Annotated in this window: 1 rRNA gene; it reads left to right on the forward strand. The window is 54.0% G+C overall.

Annotated elements, in window-relative coordinates:
• Window positions 1-224, forward strand: a 23S ribosomal RNA gene (locus tag ATB74_RS23580); the annotation flags it as partial.

The raw sequence follows: 224 nt of genomic DNA on the forward strand, positions 1-224 counted from the left end.
ACATGAGTAACGATAAAGGGAGTGAAAAACTCCCTCGCCGGAAGACCAAGGGTTCCTGTCCAACGTTAATCGGGGCAGGGTAAGTCGACTCCTAAGGCGAGGCCGAAAGGCGTAGTCGATGGGAAACAGGTTAATATTCCTGTACTTCTTACAATTGCGATGGGGGGACGGAGAAGGCTAGGTGGGCCTGGCGACGGTTGTCCAGGTTCAAGTACGTAGGCGGG

Origin of the sequence: Vibrio splendidus (genome assembly GCF_001557875.1) — a bacterium.
Classification (GTDB): Bacteria; Pseudomonadota; Gammaproteobacteria; order Enterobacterales; family Vibrionaceae; genus Vibrio; species Vibrio splendidus_F.